The organism is Streptomyces sp. NPDC001717, assembly GCF_042892775.1.
Classification (GTDB): Bacteria; Actinomycetota; Actinomycetes; order Streptomycetales; family Streptomycetaceae; genus Streptomyces.
In genome coordinates this window covers 19463-32677 of sequence record NZ_JBIAUK010000007.1, presented here as the reverse complement: position 1 = coordinate 32677, position 13215 = coordinate 19463, and the positions used below count along the sequence as shown (strand labels likewise).

General features: G+C 70.4%; 12 protein-coding genes. 8 read left to right on the top strand and 4 right to left on the bottom strand.

The genetic code is table 11. From position 1 onward, the window contains the following. Positions 1 to 20 precede the first annotated feature (20 nt). Genes dnaK through ACFYZL_RS14720 form a run of 4 tightly spaced genes read left to right on the top strand, consistent with a single transcriptional unit; the run spans position 21 to position 4239 of the window. Complete coding sequence (dnaK, locus tag ACFYZL_RS14735; RefSeq protein WP_384748950.1) at positions 21 to 1865, top strand: molecular chaperone DnaK; 1845 nt, start codon at positions 21 to 23, stop codon at positions 1863 to 1865. After that, positions 1865 to 2542 (top strand): nucleotide exchange factor GrpE, encoded by a 678-nt coding sequence (gene grpE, locus ACFYZL_RS14730; RefSeq protein ID WP_388679121.1) that lies wholly within the window; start codon positions 1865 to 1867, stop codon positions 2540 to 2542. Before dnaK ends, grpE begins: the two co-directional genes overlap by 1 nt. 39 nt (positions 2543 to 2581) lie before the next feature. Then, a complete protein-coding gene (gene dnaJ / locus ACFYZL_RS14725; RefSeq protein ID WP_388679118.1) occupies positions 2582 to 3766 on the top strand; it encodes a molecular chaperone DnaJ in 1185 nt (394 codons plus the stop codon). A gap of 2 nt (positions 3767 to 3768) precedes the next feature. After that, positions 3769 to 4239, top strand: a complete 471-nt coding sequence (locus tag ACFYZL_RS14720; RefSeq protein ID WP_384580355.1) for a heat shock protein transcriptional repressor HspR — start codon at positions 3769 to 3771, stop codon at positions 4237 to 4239. A 135-nt stretch (positions 4240 to 4374) separates the two neighbouring features. Here the strand turns inward: ACFYZL_RS14720 and ACFYZL_RS14715 are convergent, their stop codons facing one another. Next, positions 4375 to 5418, bottom strand: a complete 1044-nt coding sequence (locus tag ACFYZL_RS14715; protein WP_384748942.1) for a helix-turn-helix transcriptional regulator — start codon at positions 5416 to 5418, stop codon at positions 4375 to 4377. A 114-nt stretch (positions 5419 to 5532) separates the two neighbouring features. On the opposite strand from ACFYZL_RS14715, the gene ACFYZL_RS14710 reads away from it, so the two are divergent. Together ACFYZL_RS14710 and ACFYZL_RS14705 are read left to right on the top strand one after the other, a co-directional pair. Then, positions 5533 to 5745, top strand: coding sequence for a hypothetical protein (locus ACFYZL_RS14710; RefSeq protein ID WP_384580359.1), 213 nt, complete (start codon positions 5533 to 5535; stop codon positions 5743 to 5745). Between the two features lie 29 nt (positions 5746 to 5774). Beyond that, positions 5775 to 6056 (top strand): (2Fe-2S)-binding protein, encoded by a 282-nt coding sequence (locus ACFYZL_RS14705; RefSeq protein ID WP_051734285.1) that lies wholly within the window; start codon positions 5775 to 5777, stop codon positions 6054 to 6056. A gap of 159 nt (positions 6057 to 6215) precedes the next feature. Here the strand turns inward: ACFYZL_RS14705 and ACFYZL_RS14700 are convergent, their stop codons facing one another. Further along, positions 6216 to 6629 carry a pyridoxamine 5'-phosphate oxidase family protein gene (locus tag ACFYZL_RS14700; RefSeq protein ID WP_384580361.1) on the bottom strand — a complete coding sequence of 138 codons (414 nt, stop codon included), beginning with the start codon at positions 6627 to 6629 and terminating at the stop codon, positions 6216 to 6218. Positions 6630 to 6774: 145 nt separating this feature from the next. On the opposite strand from ACFYZL_RS14700, the gene clpB reads away from it, so the two are divergent. After that, positions 6775 to 9375, top strand: coding sequence for an ATP-dependent chaperone ClpB (gene clpB, locus ACFYZL_RS14695; RefSeq protein ID WP_384748939.1), 2601 nt, complete (start codon positions 6775 to 6777; stop codon positions 9373 to 9375). A gap of 156 nt (positions 9376 to 9531) precedes the next feature. After that, positions 9532 to 10071: a YbjN domain-containing protein gene (locus ACFYZL_RS14690; RefSeq protein ID WP_384748937.1), complete on the top strand. Its 540-nt coding sequence runs from the start codon at positions 9532 to 9534 to the stop codon at positions 10069 to 10071. A 4-nt stretch (positions 10072 to 10075) separates the two neighbouring features. Here the strand turns inward: ACFYZL_RS14690 and ACFYZL_RS14685 are convergent, their stop codons facing one another. Both ACFYZL_RS14685 and ACFYZL_RS14680 read right to left on the bottom strand, forming a co-directional pair. Continuing rightward, positions 10076 to 11269 carry a hypothetical protein gene (locus ACFYZL_RS14685; RefSeq protein WP_384748934.1) on the bottom strand — a complete coding sequence of 398 codons (1194 nt, stop codon included), beginning with the start codon at positions 11267 to 11269 and terminating at the stop codon, positions 10076 to 10078. Positions 11270 to 11441: 172 nt separating this feature from the next. Continuing rightward, positions 11442 to 12632: a pyridoxal phosphate-dependent aminotransferase gene (locus tag ACFYZL_RS14680; RefSeq protein ID WP_388679111.1), complete on the bottom strand. Its 1191-nt coding sequence runs from the start codon at positions 12630 to 12632 to the stop codon at positions 11442 to 11444. Between the last annotated feature and the right edge of the window lie 583 nt (positions 12633 to 13215).

Genomic DNA, 13215 nt, shown 5'->3' with positions numbered 1-13215 from the left:
AGTCAGCTGGAGGAATCAAAATGGCACGTGCGGTCGGCATCGACCTGGGCACCACTAACTCCGTCGTCAGCGTTCTGGAAGGCGGCGAGCCCACCGTCATCACCAACGCCGAGGGCGCCAGGACCACGCCGTCCGTCGTCGCCTTCGCCAAGAACGGCGAGGTCCTCGTCGGCGAGGTCGCCAAGCGCCAGGCGGTCACGAACGTGGACCGGACCATCCGCTCCGTCAAGCGCCACATGGGCACTGACTGGAAGATCAACCTGGATGGCAAGGACTTCAACCCGCAGCAGATGAGCGCCTTCATCCTGCAGAAGCTGAAGCGCGACGCCGAGGCCTACCTGGGTGAGAAGGTCACGGACGCGGTCATCACCGTCCCGGCCTACTTCAACGACTCCGAGCGTCAGGCGACGAAGGAGGCCGGCGAGATCGCGGGCCTGAACGTCCTGCGCATCGTCAACGAGCCGACGGCCGCCGCCCTGGCCTACGGTCTCGACAAGGACGACCAGACCATCCTCGTCTTCGACCTCGGTGGCGGCACCTTCGACGTGTCGCTCCTGGAGATCGGCGACGGTGTCGTCGAGGTCAAGGCCACCAACGGTGACAACCACCTCGGTGGCGACGACTGGGACCAGCGCGTCGTCGACTACCTGGTGAAGCAGTTCGCCAACGGCCACGGCGTCGACCTGTCCAAGGACAAGATGGCGCTCCAGCGTCTGCGCGAGGCCGCCGAGAAGGCGAAGATCGAGCTGTCCTCCTCCACGGAGACCACGATCAACCTGCCGTACATCACGGCCTCCGCCGAGGGCCCGCTGCACCTGGACGAGAAGCTCACGCGCTCCCAGTTCCAGCAGCTGACCGCGGACCTGCTCGACCGCTGCAAGACCCCGTTCCACAACGTCATCAAGGACGCCGGCATCGCGCTGTCCGAGATCGACCACGTGGTCCTGGTCGGCGGCTCCACCCGCATGCCGGCCGTCGCCGAGCTCGTCAAGGAGCTCACCGGCGGTCAGGACGCCAACAAGGGCGTCAACCCGGACGAGGTCGTCGCCATCGGCGCCACCCTCCAGGCCGGTGTCCTCAAGGGTGAGGTCAAGGACGTCCTGCTCCTCGACGTGACCCCGCTGTCCCTCGGCATCGAGACCAAGGGCGGCATCATGACCAAGCTCATCGAGCGCAACACCACGATCCCGACCAAGCGGTCCGAGATCTTCACGACGGCCGAGGACAACCAGCCGTCCGTGCAGATCCAGGTCTACCAGGGCGAGCGCGAGATCGCGGCGTACAACAAGAAGCTCGGCATGTTCGAGCTGACCGGCCTGCCGCCGGCCCCGCGTGGCGTCCCGCAGATCGAGGTCTCCTTCGACATCGACGCGAACGGCATCATGCACGTGACCGCGAAGGACCTCGGCACGGGCAAGGAGCAGAAGATGACCGTCACCGGCGGCTCTTCGCTCGGCAAGGACGAGGTCGACCGCATGCGCCAGGAGGCGGAGCAGTACGCGGACGAGGACCTCCGTCGCAAGGAGGCGGCCGAGTCCCGCAACCAGGGCGAGCAGCTCGTCTACCAGACGGAGAAGTTCGTCAAGGACAACGAGGACAAGGTCCCGGCCGAGGTCAAGGCCGAGGTCGAGACCGCCGTCACCGAGCTGAAGGACAAGCTCAAGGGCGAGGACACCGCCGAGATCCGCACCGCGACCGAGAAGCTCGCCGCGGTCAGCCAGAAGCTGGGCCAGGCGATCTACGCCGACGCGCAGGCCGCCCAGGGTGCCGCGGGCGCCGCGGGTGCCCAGGACAAGGCCGCCGACGACGACGTCGTCGACGCCGAGATCGTCGACGACGAGAAGCCGAAGGGCGGCGCTGCCTGATGTCGGAGGAGACCCCGGGCTTCGAGGAGAAGCCCGAAGTCCCCGCCGACGGCACGCCCGAAGAGTCGAAGGCCGCCGGGTCCGCCGAGTCCGCCAAGGACACGGAGGCCCCGGCCGGGGACGACAGCGCAGCAGCACAGGCCGCAGGCCAGGAAACGGCCCTTCTGGCGCAGCTGGACCAGGCCCGTACGGCGCTCAATGAGCGCACCGCGGACCTCCAGCGGCTCCAGGCGGAGTACCAGAACTACCGCCGCCGGGTGGAGCGGGACCGGATCACCGTCAAGGAGATCGCGGTCGCGTCCCTCCTGACGGAGCTGCTCCCGACCCTGGACGACATCGGCCGGGCGCGGGAACATGGCGAGCTGGTCGGCGGCTTCAAGTCGGTGGCCGAATCGCTGGAGACGGTCGCCGCCAAGATGGGTCTGCAGCAGTTCGGCAAGGAGGGCGAGCCCTTCGACCCGACGGTCCACGAGGCCCTGATGCACTCGTACGCGCCGGACGTCACCGAGACGACCTGCGTGGCGATCCTGCAGCCGGGGTACCGGATCGGCGAGCGTACGATCCGTCCCGCACGGGTCGCGGTGGCCGAGCCCCAGCCGGGCGCGGCCCCCAAGTCCGAGTCGTCGGAAGGCGACGCGTCGTCCGACAAGGACACGGATGCAGCCGACAACGGCTGAGCTTGAACCAGTGGTGGCACGGGAGGAGGGACACCGGGGATGAACACGAAGGACTTCGTCGAGAAGGACTACTACAAGGTCCTCGGTGTCCCGAAGGACGCCACCGAGGCCGAGATCAAGAAGGCGTACCGGAAGCTCGCCCGCGAGTTCCACCCGGACGCCAACAAGGGCGACTCCTCGGCCGAGGAGCGCTTCAAGGAGATCTCCGAGGCGAACGACATCCTCGGTGACCCGAAGAAGCGCAAGGAGTACGACGAGGCCCGCGCGCTGTTCGGGAACGGTGGCTTCCGCCCCGGTCCCGGCGCGGGCGGCGGCTCGTTCAACTTCGACCTGGGCGACCTCTTCGGCGGCACCCAGTCGGGTGGCGCCGGGGCCGGCGGTTTCGGCGGCGGCCTGGGTGACGTCTTCGGCGGCCTCTTCGGCGGCCGCGGCACGGCGGGTCCGGGCACCCGGACCCAGCCGCGCCGCGGCCAGGACATCGAGTCGGAGGTCACCCTCTCCTTCACGGAGGCGGTGGACGGGGCCACGGTCCCGCTCCGGATGTCCTCCCAGGCGCCCTGCAAGGCCTGTGCGGGCACCGGCGACAAGAACGGCACGCCCCGCGTGTGCCCGACCTGCGTCGGCACCGGCCAGGTCTCCCGGGGCAGCGGCGGCGGCTTCTCGCTGACCGACCCGTGCGCCGACTGCAAGGGCCGCGGCCTGATCGCGGAGACCCCCTGCGACGTGTGCAAGGGCAGCGGTCGTGCCAAGTCCTCCCGCACCATGCAGGTCCGGATCCCGGCGGGCGTCTCCGACGGCCAGCGGATCAGGCTGCGCGGCAAGGGCGCGCCGGGCGAGCGCGGCGGTCCGGCCGGCGACCTCTACGTCGTCGTGCACGTCGGCTCCCACCCGGTGTTCGGCCGCAAGGACGACAACCTGACGGTGACCGTCCCGGTGACCTTCGCCGAGGCGGCCCTGGGCGCCGACATCAAGGTGCCCACCCTGAACGGCCCCTCGGTGACGCTGAAGCTGCCGCCGGGCACCCCGGGCGGTCGCACCATGCGGGCCCGCGGCAAGGGCGCGGTCCGCAAGGACGGCACCCGCGGCGACCTGCTGGTCACCGTCGAGGTCGCGGTGCCCTCGCAGCTGTCGGACAAGGCGCGCGAGGCGCTGGAGATGTACCGCGAGGCGACGGAGTCCGAGGACCCGCGCTCCGCGCTGTTCGAGTCCGCGAAGGGAGCATGACCATGGACGGCCGCCGACGACAGTCCTCCCGCCTGGGCGGGGGCTACCAGCTCACCGACGAGACCCCGGTCTACGTGATCTCGGTGGCCGCCCAGCTCTCGGGCCTGCATCCGCAGACCCTCCGCCAGTACGACCGCCTCGGCCTGGTCTCCCCGGACCGCACGGCCGGGCGCGGCCGACGGTATTCGGCCAGGGACATCGAACTGCTCCGCACGGTGCAGGCGTTGTCCCAGGACGAGGGCATCAACCTGGCGGGCATCAAGCGGATCATCGAGCTGGAGAACCAGGTCGCCGCGCTCCAGCAGCGCGTGGCCGAGCTCTCCGCGGCGGTCGACGGCGCGGCGGCCACGCTCCGGGCCCGCGAGGCCCAGGTGCACGCCTCCTACCGCCGTGACCTGGTCCCGTACCAGCCCCCGCAGCCGGGCAACGCCCTGGTGGTGTGGCGGCCGGCGCCGAAGCGGCCGATGGACTGAGCGCACCTCGCGCACACCCGCGCAAGAGAAGGGCCCCCGACCGGACAGCCGTCCGGCCGGGGGCCCTTCTCGCGTTCCGCGCCGGGCGGCCACCGGGCGGCCGCCGTTCGGGCCGCCGGCCCCGGTCCACCGGGTTCAGGCCTCCGGGCCGTCGTCGGGCTTGGTCGGGTCCCCGGGCCGGCCCAGGATGCCGGACTGGGCGATGAGGAAGCCGAGTTGGGCGCGGCTGCCGCTGCCCAGGGCGGTGGCGAGCTTCGCGATGTGCGCGCGGCACGTGCGTACGTTCATTCCCAGCCGGCGCGCGATGGCCTCGTCCACGTGCCCCTCGACGAGGAGTTGGGCGATGGTGCGCTGCACGCCGGAGATGCCCGACGGCATGGGGTCGTACGTCACCTGCTCGCTGAGCGGTGTGGCGAGGTGCCACAGCGCCTCGAAGACTCTGATGAGGTACTCGACCAGCCCGGGATGACGCAGTTCCAGGGCCACGCTGCGGTCGTCGCTCGCCGGGATGAAGGCGACCGTGCGATCGAAGACAATCAGCCGCGGGATGAGCTGCTCCAGGGTGCGGACTTCCACCTTTCCGGGGGAAATGTGCTCCACGTACGCGAGGGTGCCGGGACTGTGCCGGACGGTGTGCTGGTAGAGCGTGCGTATGCTGACCCCCCGGTCGGTCAGCGGCTGGTCGCGCTGCAGGGCCTGGGTGAGGGCCGGCGCGCTGCGGGCGCCACCGGGCTGGATGGTCAGCATCTCGGTGTGGCAGTCGGCGGTGGCGAGGTTGAGTGCCAGGTTGATGCGGTCGAACCCCTCCAGCACGGTGATGGCGTCCGCGTTGGGCGGCATCTGCGTGCTGATGGCGAGGAAGGGCTCGAAAGCTTCGGCGAGTTCGATGGAATGCCGGCGCCGGTCCTGGATTTCCCGCTCGATGGGGTGAAGACGCTGTGCGAGTGCGACGGACGGGGGAACCGGACGCAGCAGGTTCGCGTCGTCAGGATCGGGGTGGAGCAGCGCGAATTCGAGCAGGCAGGGGGCCGCTTGCACGTCTGCACGCGCGATTCGGCCGGCGCTGAGTGCGTTCGCGTACAGACGGGTGCCCTCGGGGCACAGGTCTGCAATGGAGTGGTGATGTGTCGTTTTTGTGGTGCTTTGAGGCAAATCTCCACCCCCCAGGGTCCTGAACATGCAAGAACATGATGCATCGTCCCTGTGGCATCGACGTGCCCGAATGAGCCATCGTCTAGTTCGCGGGGGAGAGGATTTCATCAAGTTAGGACGAAGCCGACCATGTACAGAAGAATGCTTCGCTCGACGCTTGCCACCGTCATCTTCTCGACCGTGGCCTTCGGGGGGCTGATCGGCGCGGGCCTCGGGGTCGCCGGAACCCAGGCGCTGAGCCCGGTCGACAGCGGTTGGGACAGCGTACAGGCCGGGCGGCTGGACAGTGGATGGGATTCGAGCCCCATGCGTACGGACGGAAGCGTCCCCGTGGCCGGAGGGAGGGAAGCGTGACCCCGGACGACCGCGGCTTCCGCCGCGAAATGGCCTCTGCCTACCGCTCCGGCTGGCAGTTCATCGACCTCGCCACGGCCATCCCCCACCCTGGCGACTCGTTGATGGTCACGCTCTTCGGACAGCCGATCGTCATCGTGCGCGAGGAGGACGAGGACGTCCGTGCCTACAGGTGCCTGCGCCGGCCGCGCGGCGCGCCGCAGCCCGTCCGCTGCGAGGTGCGCTACGGAATGGTCTTCGTCAATCTCGATCAGCGCGACCACCAGCTCTTCGAACCCGATATCACCACCGCCACCCCCCGCAGTGCCTGAAGCGATTCCCCCGTCGTTGCAGATCGCTCAGGTGCTACCCCCACACAACGGCGCCATCGTGGACCTGACCACGATGGCGCCGTTGTGATGTCCCCGTCCAGTGGTTGAACGGGACAATATGAGCGGGACGGTTTCCGGCCCGCACCCTTCCGGTTCCGCTCAGGCCCGGCCCATCGCCCGCTCCAGGGTGATCTCCAGGACCACCCGGTCGGGGTTGGGCGAGGGAGTGCGCCCGTACCGCTGCGCGTAGCGCGCCACCGCCTCGGCGACCGAGGCCTCGTCCGTACGGATCACCGCGCGCCCCTCCAGCGTCGCCCAGCGGCGCCCCTCCATCTGGCAGACGGCGACCCGGGCCCCGCCCGGCTCGGCGGCCTGGGCCGCGAGGACGTTGCGCACCTTCTTGCTGTGCTTGTTGCTGATGACCCGGGCCAGGCCGGCCTCCGGGTCGTACGTCACGCCCACCGGGACCACGTGCGGGGAGCCGTCGGGCCGCGGGGTGGTCAGGGTGCAGACGTGCCGCTCCCGCCAGAAGGCGAGGTACTCGGGCGTCGGGTTGAGTACGTCATGGGACATGGCCCGAAGGGTACGGGCAGACCGGCCCCGAATCGCCCTTGAGTGGAATAGACTCAACTTTGCATACGCTGACCCTGTCAGAATTCCTGTTCGCGCAACCGTACGACCATGGATCCGGGTAGCCCTCCGGAGAGGAGAAGACGCAGTGGACGCCGAGCTGACCAACAAGAGCCGGGACGCCCTGAACGCCGCCACCAGCAGGGCCGTCAAGGACGGCCACGCCGACCTGACCCCCGCGCACCTGCTGCTGGCGCTGCTCGCCGGCGAGGACAACGAGAACGTCATCGACCTGCTGGTCGCCACCGACGCCGACCAGGCGGCCGTCCGGGCCGGCGCCGAGCGGCTGCTCGCCGCCCTGCCCAGCGTCACGGGCTCCACCGTCGCGCCCCCGCAGCCCAGCCGCGACCTGCTCGCCGTCCTCGCCGAGGCCGACGCGGAGGCGGGCAAGCTCGGCGACGAGTACCTCTCCACCGAACACCTGCTCATCGCCGTCGCCGCCAAGGGCGGTGCGGCCGGTGAGGTCCTTTCCGGCCAGGGCGCGACGGCGAAGAAGCTGCTCGACGCCTTCCAGAACGCACGAGGAGCACGGCGGGTGACCACCCCCGACCCGGAGGGCCAGTACAAGGCCCTGGAGAAGTTCGGCACCGACTTCACGGCAGCCGCCCGCGACGGCAAGCTCGACCCGGTCATCGGCCGCGACCACGAGATCCGGCGCGTCGTCCAGGTGCTCTCGCGCCGCACCAAGAACAACCCGGTGCTCATCGGGGAGCCCGGCGTCGGCAAGACGGCCGTCGTCGAGGGCCTGGCCCAGCGCATCGTCAAGGGCGACGTCCCCGAGTCCCTCAAGAACAAGCGGCTCGTCTCCCTCGACCTCGGCGCGATGGTCGCCGGCGCCAAGTACCGGGGCGAGTTCGAGGAGCGGCTCAAGACCGTCCTCGCCGAGATCAAGTCGAGCGAGGGCCAGATCATCACCTTCATCGACGAGCTGCACACCGTCGTCGGTGCGGGCGCCGGCGGCGATTCCGCCATGGACGCGGGCAACATGCTCAAGCCCATGCTGGCCCGCGGCGAGCTGCGCATGGTCGGCGCGACCACCCTCGACGAGTACCGCGAGCGCATCGAAAAGGACCCGGCGCTGGAGCGGCGCTTCCAGCAGGTGCTGGTCGCCGAGCCGTCCGTCGAGGACACCATCGCCATCCTGCGCGGGCTCAAGGGCCGCTACGAGGCCCACCACAAGGTGGTCATCAACGACAGCGCGCTGGTCGCCGCCGCGACCCTCTCCGACCGCTACATCACCTCCCGCTTCCTCCCCGACAAGGCCATCGACCTCGTCGACGAGGCGGCGTCCCGGCTGCGCATGGAGATCGACTCCTCGCCCGTGGAGATCGACGAGCTCCAGCGTTCCGTCGACCGGCTGCGGATGGAGGAGCTGGCGCTGAACAACGAGTCCGACCCGGCCTCCCGCGAACGCCTCGACAAGCTCCGCAAGGACCTCGCCGACAAGGAGGAGGACCTGCGCGGCCTGACCGCCCGCTGGGAGAAGGAGAAGCAGTCCCTCAACCGGGTCGGCGAGCTCAAGGAGCGCCTGGACGAGCTGCGCGGGCAGGCCGAGCGCGCCCAGCGCGACGGCGACTTCGACTCCGCCTCCAAGCTGCTCTACGGGGAGATCCCCGCCCTGGAGCGCGAGCTCGCCGAGGCCACCGAGGCCGAGGAGGAGGCCTCCAAGGCCGGTGCGGCCAAGGACAGCATGGTCAAGGACGAGGTCGGCCCCGACGACATCGCGGACGTGGTCGGCGCCTGGACCGGCATCCCGGCCGGCCGCCTCCTCGAAGGGGAGACCCAGAAGCTGCTCCGCATGGAGGAGGAGCTGGGCCGCCGCCTGATCGGCCAGACCGAGGCCGTGCGGGCCGTCTCGGACGCGGTGCGCCGCACCCGCGCCGGCATCGCCGACCCGGACCGCCCGACCGGCTCCTTCCTCTTCCTCGGCCCCACCGGCGTCGGCAAGACGGAGCTGGCCAAGGCCCTCGCCGACTTCCTCTTCGACGACGAGCGGGCCATGGTCCGCATCGACATGTCGGAGTACGGCGAGAAGCACAGCGTGTCCCGCCTCGTCGGCGCCCCGCCCGGGTACGTCGGCTACGAGGAGGGCGGCCAGCTCACCGAGGCCGTGCGCAGGCGCCCGTACTCCGTCGTCCTCCTGGACGAGGTGGAGAAGGCCCACCCCGAGGTCTTCGACGTCCTGCTCCAGGTCCTCGACGACGGCCGTCTCACGGACGGCCAGGGCCGCACCGTGGACTTCCGCAACGCCATCCTGATCCTCACGTCGAACCTGGGCAGCCAGTTCCTGATGAACCCGGCCACACCCGCGGACGAGAAGAAGAAGCAGGTCCTGGACGTGGTCCGGGCCAGTTTCAAGCCGGAGTTCCTCAACCGGCTCGACGACCTCGTGGTCTTCTCGGCCCTCGGCGAGGAGGAGCTGGCGCACATCGCCGAGCTCCAGATCGGCCGCCTCGCCAAGCGGCTGGCCGACCGCCGCCTGACCCTGGACGTCACCCCCGAGGCCCTGGCCTGGCTGGCGGACAAGGGCAACGACCCGGCGTACGGTGCCCGGCCGCTGCGCCGCCTGATCCAGACGGCGATCGGCGACCGGCTGGCCAAGGAGATCCTGGCCGGCGAGGTCCGCGACGGCGACACCGTGCGCGTGGACGTGGCGGGCGAGGACCTGCTCGTCGGCAAGGCCCTGTGAGGCCCTCCGGGCCGTCGTGACCAGGGGTGATCCGGACATCTTCACCCTTACGGCGGCCCGGTCCTGTCCGCCCTGCGCGGATCGCGCGTGCGGGGCTGGACATGGGGTGGGACGGATGGGGGAGGATGCAGGTATCCGCACGAAGGGAAGAACACGGTGAGCATCGACCCGGCCTCGATTCCGAATTTCGGAGGGCAGCAGCCCGAACCGCAGGCCTCAGGACCGGCGGGCCCCGTCGTCCCCGACCAGGAGCTGGTCAAGCAGCTGCTGGAGCAGATGGAGCTCAAGTACGTCGTCGACGACGAGGGTGACCTCGCGGCGCCGTGGGAGGACTTCCGCACGTACTTCATGTTCCGCGGCGAGGACGAGCAGCAGGTGTTCTCGGTGCGGACCTTCTACGACCGTCCGCACAAGATCGACGAGAAGCCGCAGCTTCTCGAGTCGATCGACGACTGGAACCGCCGCACCCTGTGGCCGAAGGTCTACAGCCACACGCACGACGACGGCTCGGTCCGTCTGATCGGTGAGGCGCAGATGCTGATCGGCACCGGCGTCAACCTGGAGCACTTCGTGTCCTCCACGGTCAGCTGGGTCCGCGCCTCCATCGAATTCGACAAGTGGCTCGTCGAGCAGCTCGGCCTGGAGAAGGAGATCGACTCCTCCGAGGGCGACGGCGAAGGCGACGAGACCAACTAGTCGACTACAGCGGTACGCGGGCGATCAGCAGCAGGTACAGCCCGTATCCGTACCCGAGCCCGGCCAGCACCGCGGTCACCACGATCGCGGTGCGCGGCCGGGCTCTCGCCATCACGGCGGCCATCGGCAGCAGCAGCGGGAACGCCGGCAGCAGGAACCGGGGCTTCGACTCGAAGTAGCCCGCCCCGCCGAAGGCGATGAGCAGCAGTATCCCGGTGTAGGCGAGCAGCGGCAGCGGGATGCGGTCCAGTACGAGGAGCATCGCCAGCAGCCCCGTGACCGACAGCAGCACCACCGTCACGGTGGTCGCGAGCGGCACGTGCCCGCCGGTCAGCACCTGCTCCGCCGAGCGCAGCGCCCCGACGCCGAAGTCGAACCTCGACCCCCAGTTCCGCTGCACGGCGAAGTAGCCGCCGAGGGGATCGCCCACGTGCACCCCGACGGCCAGGACGTACGCGGCCCAGCCGGCCGGCGCCAGCAGCCCGGCCGCCCACACCTCGGGCGCGCGGGACTTCCGTACGACGATCGCGTGCAACGCCATGGCCGACACGGCGGCCGCGACGGCCAGCCCCGTGGGCCGGGTCAGCCCGGCGAGCACGGCGAGGCCGGCGGCCCACAACCAACGGCCCCGCAGCAGGGCGTACAGGGCCCAGGCGGCGAGCGCGGCCAGCAGGGCCTCGGTGTAGGCCAGGGACAGCACCACCGCGTGCGGGAGGGCCGCCCAGAGCCCCACGAGCAGCAGCCCGGCCCGCGGGCCGATGACCCGCTCGCCGATCCTGTACACCCCGACCGCGGCCACGGCGGCCGAGATCCAGGCGATGAGGATCCCGGCGGGGACGAGCCCGCCGGGCAGCACGGAGCCGAGGAGTCGTATCAGCGTCGGGTAGAGCGGGAAGAACGCGAAGTCGCTCTGGATCAGCCCGGTGCCGGTGGCGTGCGGGCTGGGCCACATCTGGGTCCGCCCGTAGCCGTTCGCGGCGATCTTCAGGTACCAGACGGAGTCCCAGGAGACCCCGAGCACCTTCATGGGCGAGCGCCCGGCCCACCAGGACCCGATGACGAGCACGAGCACCCCGGCCCCGCGTACGGCGGCGAACAGGGCGAGTGCGATGAGGCTCGTCGGTGCGGCCGACCGTACGACCTTGAGCGCGCGGATCTCCAGGGGCGACGAGGTCACCGTCGCTCTGCCCGTTGCCATGTGTCCCGACTTTCGGCTCGTGATGGTTCCGCTCACGGCGTCGTGAGTGGCTTCGGGCACGTTCGCACCGACAGCTTCACATCGGCCTCAGCCACCTCGCAAGCACGCACGAATGCGCCTGGCGCGCCGGCCGGAAAGGTTTGCGAAGCGGTGAATCCTTCGGGTCGGACCCCTAGAGCGCGCCCAGACGGGAAACGGCCTCCTCGAGCACTTCGGTCCGCTTGCAGAAGGCCCAGCGGACCTGGGTGGCCCCCGCGGCGGTGTCGTCGTAGAAGACCTGGTTGGGGATGGCGACGACCCCGCAGCGCTCGGGCAGGGCGCGGCAGAAGGCGAGGCCGTCCTTCTCGCCCAGCGGGGTGATGTCGGTGGTGATGAAGTAGGTGCCCTGCGGGCGGTAGACCTCGAAGCCGGCCGCCGCCAGCCCCTCGGAGAGCAGGTCGCGCTTGGCGGCCAGATCGGCGCGGAAGCCGTCGTAGTAGTCGTCGGGCAGCGCGAGGGCCTCGGCGATCGCGTACTGGAAGGGGCCCGAGGAGACGTAGGTGAGGAACTGCTTCGCCGAGCGGACCGCCGTGACCAGCGCCGGGGGCGCGGTGATCCAGCCGACCTTCCAGCCGGTGAAGGAAAACGTCTTCCCGGCCGAGGAGATGGTGACCGTGCGCTCGCGCATGCCCGGCAGCCCGGCCAGGGGGGTGTGGGCGCCGTCGAAGACCAGGTGCTCGTACACCTCGTCCGTGACGACGAGGAGGTCGCGCTCCACGGCGAGGGCGGCGATCGCGGCCAGTTCCTCGCCGGTCAGGACGGTGCCCGTCGGGTTGTGCGGGGTGTTGAGCAGCAGCAGCCGGGTGCGCGGGGTGACGGCGGCGCGCAGTTCGTCGAGGTCGAGGGCGAAGGCCCCGGAGTGCGGGCGCAGGGTGACGGGGACGCGGACCGCGCCCGCCATCGCGATGCAGGCCGCGTACGAGTCGTAGTACGGCTCCAGGGCGATGACCTCGTCGCCCGGTTCCAGGAGGGCCAGGAGGGAGGCGGCGATGGCCTCGGTGGCCCCGGCGGTGACCAGCACCTCGGTGTCGGGGTCGTAGGACAGGCCGTAGAAGCGCTGCTGGTGGGCGGCGATCGCGGTGCGCAGCTCGGGGACGCCGGGGCCCGGTGGGTACTGGTTGCCGAGACCCGTGAGGACCGCGCGGGAGGCGGCCTCGGCGATGGCCGCCGGGCCGTCGGTGTCGGGGAAGCCCTGGCCCAGGTTGATCGAGCCGGTGCGGGCGGCCAGCGCCGACATCTCCGCGAAGATCGTGGTGCCGAAGGCCGCCAGGCGGCGGTTCAGGAAGGGGCGGTCGCTGCTCACGGGTGCGCTCATGGGCGCCATCCTGCGGGCAACCTCTGGACTTGCTCAAGTGTGCTTTGGGCCGCGTGGCCTGCGGGCATCCCCCCTGCACGCGGGACGAGGGGATCCCGCTCCCCGGGAGGACCGGGGCGTGAGAGAGGGGGCGGACATGACGTTCGTCTTCATTGGGATCGGAATCCTGGTCTTCGCCGTCCTGGCGGCCATCGCCATCCGGTCGTTCCGTCAGGGGTACTCGGGCTCCGGCTCGGGCGGCAGTGGCAGCAGCAGCAGCGGCAGCAGCAGCTGGTGGGCCGGCGGTCACTCCGGATCCGGCTGCGGCAGCTCTTCCTCCTGCGGTTCCTCGTCCTCCTGCGGATCGTCGTCCTCGTGTGGCGGCGGTGGCGGGGGGTGCGGCGGTTCCAGCTGACACGGGGCAGCGGGCACCGCGGCGAGCGGGGCGCCCGGCGGTCCGGAGACCGCCGGGCGCCCTCTCGTCGACCACCGCACCGCGACGCGCCGGCGGGGGCCGGTTGAACACCTGAACTGTGGAGCCCCCGGGGGGATGTAAACCACGTCAAGTTGGGTAAAAGCGCTGTGAGTGCCGTGCCTTTCATGATTCCCTCGG